Here is a 6,324-nt window from a genome sequence, read left to right as displayed (position 1 = left end):
CCATTTCTCTGCTCCATATCAAAGTCCCGCAGGGACCATCAAAAGGTAGCAGATTTTCCACTTATGGATTTGTTCAAATTCTTGGGGCCACTTCTCATGCTTCCGGCACTCTATCGCAGCTTTGAAGAATGGCGTAAACCCGGGACAATTCCATGAAAGAGATTCGCGCTTATATTCAGCCATTCATGTTATCCAAAGTCACCCAGGCGTTACTTGAAATACCTGGTTTCCCGGGTATGAGCGTATCCGATTGCGAAGGGTTCGATGGAGACAGTCATGGACGGAGATTTCACGCCGTACATACCAAAAAAGCGCATTGAAGTGTTTGCGTCTGATGAATTGGTGGAAATTATTTTTGATACCCTGATGGTGACAGCGAATACGCATCAGCATGGTGCGGGGAAAATTTATGTCATCGACGTGAGCAAATGCGGAAAGATAAATACCGGGGGGCGCAAAGATGAACAAGTCCCCGAGACCCCCGAATAAGCATCGTGCGGCGTTTTAACGCGAACTTTTAATCAGACGGCCGGGAGCCTGCTCGTTAGCCCGCGATCCAGTCAGAAAAATCCATTTCTATGATCAATCGTATTCAAACTTGATAAGTTTTCCGTTTTCGCGAACTTTAATCTCTATCTTCGCACCGTCGGCTCTTATCACATCAGCTTCGTAAATAGTGATTGTTTTGCCGTTTTTAGTTTTTGTTTTCTTCTCGATCTCCTGAACGTCTCCCCCTTCTGCGTGGTGCGTTATTGTTTTTTGAGCCTCAATCGGTACCTCATCCCACTGAACCTTCACTTCATTACTGTCGGCAAAAGCCGAGGTTGCAAATAGCATCGCGGGTAGAACGACAGATAGAATTAATCCGGTTTTCATTTGAGCATCTCCTTTTAGTTTGAAATTATATTGATGGAAATTTTTAGGCACAGCGTCAGGATAGACGGGAACCCAAGCCTCAATCTGTACGGTAGCGCACGAAGAAGTACTCGAACGGGTCCATATAATGCGCCAGGATAGCAGCGTTGAAAACAAAGCGACAATCAGGCTGGCGAAATCCAGATGATCGCGAATGAATCCAATGCGTAAAACTTTTCCGCGCGTACCGCACGTAGCAGCAGACTTGATGGTTGGAGCCATCCATCCGCTCATACCGGTTAATATAGCTGGTCTATAACGAACATATTCCAAAGCGTGCCGACATTTACCAGTCCGCCCCGCCTCATGCAAAGCGTCCTCACCTGGCGTGATGCGCTGGCGAAGTTTGCTCTGCTCTTTTTCGGTGTCGCCTTGTGGTATAAAGGGCTGAGTTTTTATGCCTATTATCTCTTGCCGGTTGCCTGGGTTCTGGATGGAGGCATGCGCCGTTTTGGCAAGATAATTTACGAGCCATTGATTGGCGCCCTGCTTGTTTTGTGTCTTGTCCTCGCTCTTGGCATTCTCTGGAGTGATTCTCCCACACTTGGCTTCAAGGTCTGGCGAAGGTACTTCGCTTTCCTCGTTTTTATTCCTTATCTGGGCCTTCTGAATAAGGCGCGGTTACCATGGGCGATAGGCGGCCTGCTCATCGGTTACCTGGGAGCGCTGGTCATGGGGGTTTACCAATGGGTGGTCCTGGGCGTTCAAGGCATTCCACCTCTTGGCATGCCTTACCTGCATTTTTCTTCGATGTTGGGGATAGGGACCATACTGTCGCTTTACTTTGCCGGTATGAACAGAAACAAAAAAGCTAAAACAATTTTGTGGTGTCTTGCAGTTTTTTTACTCTTTCTTCAATTCAATCAGAATGCGCGCGGCATTCTTGCGGCCACGCTCATCTCATCCGCATTTTTATTGCTGCTGCTTCATAAAAAAGAGATCCGGACGCTTTTCGCACTGATGGCATCGTTGACGATTATCCTCGGTGTTTTCGCATCCAGCAGTACAAGCTTTCAGGAAAGACTGGTTCAAGCCCGGCATGACATGGAAATGTCCACGCAGGGACGATATGACACCAGCCTGGGATATCGCATTGCAATATGGGATGTTGGTCTGCACGGTATCGCCGAAAGCCCATTTTTTGGCCATGGCACCGGGATGGCTGCGAGCTATTTCGACCGAACTATCGAGACATACAAGGGCGGCCTCTACAAGGAGTTGCCAAATTTCATTCCAACCACCTATCATTATCATAATGACTGGATCGAGATCGGCATGCAGATCGGCGCGTTGGGTCTAATGGCTTATGCGTATTTCTTGTGGAGCTGGTTCCAAACGTTCAAGGTACATCAGTTGAAGATCCTGGGAACCGCTCTGGTGTCTTTTGTCTTTTTATCGGGCCTGACAGACAACCTCGTTTTCTTCAGGCAGACCTGTTACCTGCTTCTCATCATTACCGCCATAGGTATCGGTTGGCATACAGCGTATACAACCGGCTTCACTCAAGCAAAAGAACTTCGGTAAACGAGCGGCAGGGTTTTCTGGGATAATTGTCTTCAAAATGGCACATCCGTCATGTCGCACCCTCCGATGGCAGTAACATGAAGACACGGCTCTCATTATCCATTGCGCTGGCAAGCTATAATGGCGAGCGCTATATCGCAGAGCAGCTCGACAGCATCGCACGCCAAACCCGGCTGCCGGATGAGCTGATTATCTCTGACGATGCCTCCAGCGATGCCACCCTGGCAATCGCGCGGGATTTCGCGCGACGAGCACCATTTCCCGTAAGGGTCCTTCAAAATAGCGAACGGGCGGGTTCCACCCACAATTTCGAAATTGCCATCCGTGCGTGCAAGGGCGACATTGTCTTTCTATGTGACCAGGACGATGTCTGGTATCCAGATAAAATCAGCCTCATCGAAGAGCGCTTCATCAATAATCCGGATGCAGGCGTTGTATTCACTGACGCCGACGTCGTCGACGAGAATCTGCATCCGATCGGGCGGCGGCTATGGCAAATCTATAAATTTGGTCCCGATAAACAGGCGCGCTTTATGGCCAACGATGCGCTCGGGGTGCTGCTCAAGCAGCCCGTAGTGACGGGCGCCACCATGGCCTTCCGCTCCAGCTATCGTGATCTGGTGCTGCCCATACCAAAAACCTGGCATGATGCCTGGATCGCTTTGCTGATGGGCGCCACATCGCATCTGGACGCGTTACCGGCGCAGTTGATTGCCTATCGCCAGCATGGCCAAAATCAGCTTGGCATACCGCGCGCCGGGCGAAACCGCGGCAAAAGCTGTGCTGCAATCTATGGGCCGCGGGTTTTGCTCTATGAGGCTATTCGCAAGCGTCTTGAAGAGTCCGCGGAACACTTTCGCGTGAGCGAGCAAACGATTCACCGTCTTGATGAAAAACTGGTTTTTTTGCGGGCCAGCGCAACGCTACCCCAGCCCCGCTGGCGCCGCTTGCCGGTTGCCCTGCATGAACTCCTGGCATTACGCTATCATAGTTACGCGCATAGATTGACCACCTTTTGCAAGGATCTGTTGCGCTAGGCAGCGCGGGGTTACAATGGTGTAACTGACAGAAAATTCATTGGTGATCCCCGCCTAGCTCGTTCCGGTTACCCCATGTCCATCAGGTTTGATTGCTGGCGGGTCATCCGACAGTTTCATGCCGTCACGCGTTTTTTCTAGCAGTGTTTGTACTGCCGGCTGATAACACTTTCTCTTGCTTTCCTTCGAGAAGTATTTCGATTGTTCCTTGTTCCACACCTATAGCTAATAGTTGGCAAAAGATGAACGGAGCAGTTCTCTAACAGGCAGCAATCGCCAGGGAGTATTTTGATGCGCGTGTGTTTCGTGTCTCATACGGCCGGCAAGGGCGGGGCTGAGTTCGCTCTGCTCGAACTGTTACAGGGGTTGGTCGCTGAAGGCATCGATTGCAAGGTGCTGGTTCCGAAAAAAGGTCCATTGCTGGCAGCGCTCGATCAATTGGGTATCGAGTGGAAAATCATTGGTTACCCTTTTTGGGTAGCTGGCGCGCGGCGACGATGGATGTCAGGTCGTGTTCTCCGCACGGCAAGGACGTTATTGCTTGCGGTTCCAATGGCACAAATCATTACAAAATGGAAATGCGACCTGGTTTGTTCCAATACGATGACTATTGGAGCTGGAGCGCTGGCGGCGTGGTTGGCGAAGCGTCCGCACATCTGGCACCTGCATGAGTTCGGGTACCGTGATCCCAATCTGTTATTCGACCTGGGTGAGCGCCGCACAGCGCAGCTGATGGATCGGCTTTCCGCGATTTTTATTGCCAACTCCTATGCGGTGGTTAAACATTATGGTCGATATATTAGCCAGGAAAGAATAAAGGTAGTCTATCAGGCGGTGACATTACGCGATGAGATTGAGGGTCTGCCAGGTAATCACGCTACTGCTGATAAACTATGTTTTACGTGTGTCATCGTTGGTTCGCTGCACATTGCGAAAGGCCAGGATGAAGCCATCCGCGCATTGGCCGAGGTAGTGCGCCGGGGAGTTGACATGGAGCTGCTTTTTGTAGGAGCGGGTAACAAGCGATTTCGCAAAGTGCTGGGCCAGCAAGTTCGCGACTTTGGCTTGGAGCAGCGAGTCAAATTTATCGGATATGCGGAAAACCCCCTGCCCTATATTCGAATGGCGGACGTTGTGCTGGTATGCTCTCGCTGGGAAGCTTTCGGACGAGCCACGGTGGAAGCTATGCTTTTGGGTAAGCCTATTATCGCTACAGCTAATAGTGGCGGTACTGCCGAATTGATCCATGACGAGGAAACTGGACTCCTGTACGAAGCCGGCAATCACGTCGAGCTTGCCGACAAAATTCAGCACCTGTATCAGAACCCGGAGGCAGGAGCAAGGTTGGGCACGGCTGCGCACGTATGGGCAGCGGGCCGCTTTACTCAACAAAGATATGGGAGGGAAGTGATTGATGTATTGAATGAAGTACTGGCAGAAAAAAGCAGCCGGTGCCCACTTTAGATTGGAATGCAAAAGTAGCTATTTCTGTTGGGTAATATAAGTCTCTATTGCCACCTACGAAAGTCGGCAAAACAGAACTGCGTGTAGCCAGTTTGGTAACCTGCGGACGAAGCCGCAACTGGTACATATAATATATAATTCCTAACCTTATCCATGGTGCCGCTGCAGTAACATTATCGATCTTTGGCTTGCTTCCTCCTATTGCCGATCCTCGTACTGCTGATCAATTATCGAGAGCACTTCGTGCATCGAACTCAGCCAATTCCAAGCGTTTAACCATCACAATCTTCATTAAGGCGCCACATGAACTCGCCAACAGTTTCCGTTGTTATGGCAACGTACAATCATGCTAGTTTTGTTAAGCAAGCAATCGAAAGCGTACTAGAGCAGAAAGCGGTAGATTTTGAGTTTTTGATTGCAGACGATGGGTCTACCGATCGAACCAGAGATGTTATCGCCTCATTTAGCGATGCAAGAATTCTATTCCTTTCAAATACGAAGAATCGTGGTGCATGTGTTGTTACGAACGAGCTAATTAAGCGTGCATCGGGTGAATTTGTTGCTTTAATTAACTCGGACGATTACTGGTCTACTCCAGACAAACTGGCTTATCAGGTTCAAATTATGCGAGAAAATCCCAAGGTTGGCGCATGCTTCGGCAGAGCGAGGCTTGTCGATAAAAACGGACGGGAGATTGATAAGAAATTACTCCCTTCCAAGGCCATTTTTGACCAGCAAAATCGTTCTCAAGGTCAATGGTTGAGGCGGTTTTTTGATCTCGGAAATTGTATTTGCCATCCCACAATGTTGATTCGTAAATCATGCTATGAAGAGCTTGGGATGTATAACAATCGGTTGCGGCAGTTACCAGACTTTGATATGTGGATTCGTCTGGTTAAGCGTTATCAAATTTTTATATCAGATCGTGAGTTGATTAATTTCAGAATTCTACCTGGAGAAAGTGCAAGTAGTCCGACATTAGAAAATTCGATAAGACTCATTAACGAACAGCTCTTAATTGCAGAAAATTTTTTTGAGAATGTTACACGTGATCAACTCATCGAAGGATTCTCAGATCTGTTAGTGATTAAAGATATACCGAGCGACGAACACCTCTATATTGAAAAAATGAGACTTTTCTTTATAGAGAACCGGCGACGAGAAAAACCTTACAAAATGATCGGCTTGCTAAGTATGTATAAAATTTTAAACGACTCAAAATACCATGATTTAATGGTCAAGAGTTATGGAATGGATGATCGATGGTTTCAGCAACAAATGGGTAAGATTGACCTGCCCCTTTCATTAGCTTCATGATGTAGTAGAGTCCGATTCTTAAAAAGGAGCGGATTTATGAAGAAACGATTTAGCGAGGAGCAGATTA

6 protein-coding genes are annotated in these 6,324 nt (G+C 48.5%); 5 read left to right on the top strand and 1 reads right to left on the bottom strand.

What is annotated here, in order from left to right:
* Positions 1-276 precede the first annotated feature (276 nt).
* The gene (locus BLP78_RS16120; protein WP_256330323.1) at positions 277-489 is read left to right on the top strand and encodes a P-II family nitrogen regulator; all 213 of its coding nucleotides are present in this window, start codon (positions 277-279) and stop codon (positions 487-489) included.
* Positions 490-582: 93 nt separating this feature from the next.
* Here the strand turns inward: BLP78_RS16120 and BLP78_RS16115 are convergent, their stop codons facing one another.
* A complete protein-coding gene (locus BLP78_RS16115) occupies positions 583-1,137 on the bottom strand; it encodes a hypothetical protein (protein WP_256330321.1) in 555 nt (184 codons plus the stop codon).
* A 54-nt stretch (positions 1,138-1,191) separates the two neighbouring features.
* Here BLP78_RS16115 and BLP78_RS14825 point away from each other — a divergent pair, with 54 nt between their 5' ends.
* From BLP78_RS14825 to BLP78_RS14810, 4 genes are all read left to right on the top strand, one after another.
* Positions 1,192-2,439, top strand: a complete 1,248-nt coding sequence (locus BLP78_RS14825) for an O-antigen ligase family protein (protein WP_256330320.1) — start codon at positions 1,192-1,194, stop codon at positions 2,437-2,439.
* 77 nt (positions 2,440-2,516) lie between these two features.
* Positions 2,517-3,476, top strand: a complete 960-nt coding sequence (locus BLP78_RS14820) for a glycosyltransferase family 2 protein (protein ID WP_090460506.1) — start codon at positions 2,517-2,519, stop codon at positions 3,474-3,476.
* Positions 3,477-3,767: 291 nt separating this feature from the next.
* Positions 3,768-4,940, top strand: coding sequence for a glycosyltransferase family 4 protein (locus BLP78_RS14815; protein ID WP_090460504.1), 1,173 nt, complete (start codon positions 3,768-3,770; stop codon positions 4,938-4,940).
* Positions 4,941-5,243: 303 nt separating this feature from the next.
* Positions 5,244-6,257 carry a glycosyltransferase gene (locus BLP78_RS14810; protein ID WP_090460501.1) on the top strand — a complete coding sequence of 338 codons (1,014 nt, stop codon included), beginning with the start codon at positions 5,244-5,246 and terminating at the stop codon, positions 6,255-6,257.
* Positions 6,258-6,324 lie beyond the last annotated feature (67 nt).

Source organism: Nitrosospira sp. Nsp1, from assembly GCF_900100985.1.
GTDB lineage: Bacteria > Pseudomonadota > Gammaproteobacteria > Burkholderiales > Nitrosomonadaceae > Nitrosospira.
Note: the sequence above shows the minus strand (reverse complement) of the source record. Positions and strands in the feature narration are given on the sequence as shown.

What these genes read in the sequence shown, in the direction of transcription:
- BLP78_RS16115 (WP_256330321.1), bottom strand. Translation starts at nt 1,137, where the DNA reads ATGGCTCCAACCATCAAGTCTGCTGCTACGTGCGGTACGCGCGGAAAA.
- BLP78_RS14815 (WP_090460504.1), top strand. Translation starts at nt 3,768, where the DNA reads ATGCGCGTGTGTTTCGTGTCTCATACGGCCGGCAAGGGCGGGGCTGAG.
- BLP78_RS14810 (WP_090460501.1), top strand. Translation starts at nt 5,244, where the DNA reads ATGAACTCGCCAACAGTTTCCGTTGTTATGGCAACGTACAATCATGCT.
- BLP78_RS16120 (WP_256330323.1), top strand. Translation starts at nt 277, where the DNA reads ATGGACGGAGATTTCACGCCGTACATACCAAAAAAGCGCATTGAAGTG.
- BLP78_RS14820 (WP_090460506.1), top strand. Translation starts at nt 2,517, where the DNA reads ATGAAGACACGGCTCTCATTATCCATTGCGCTGGCAAGCTATAATGGC.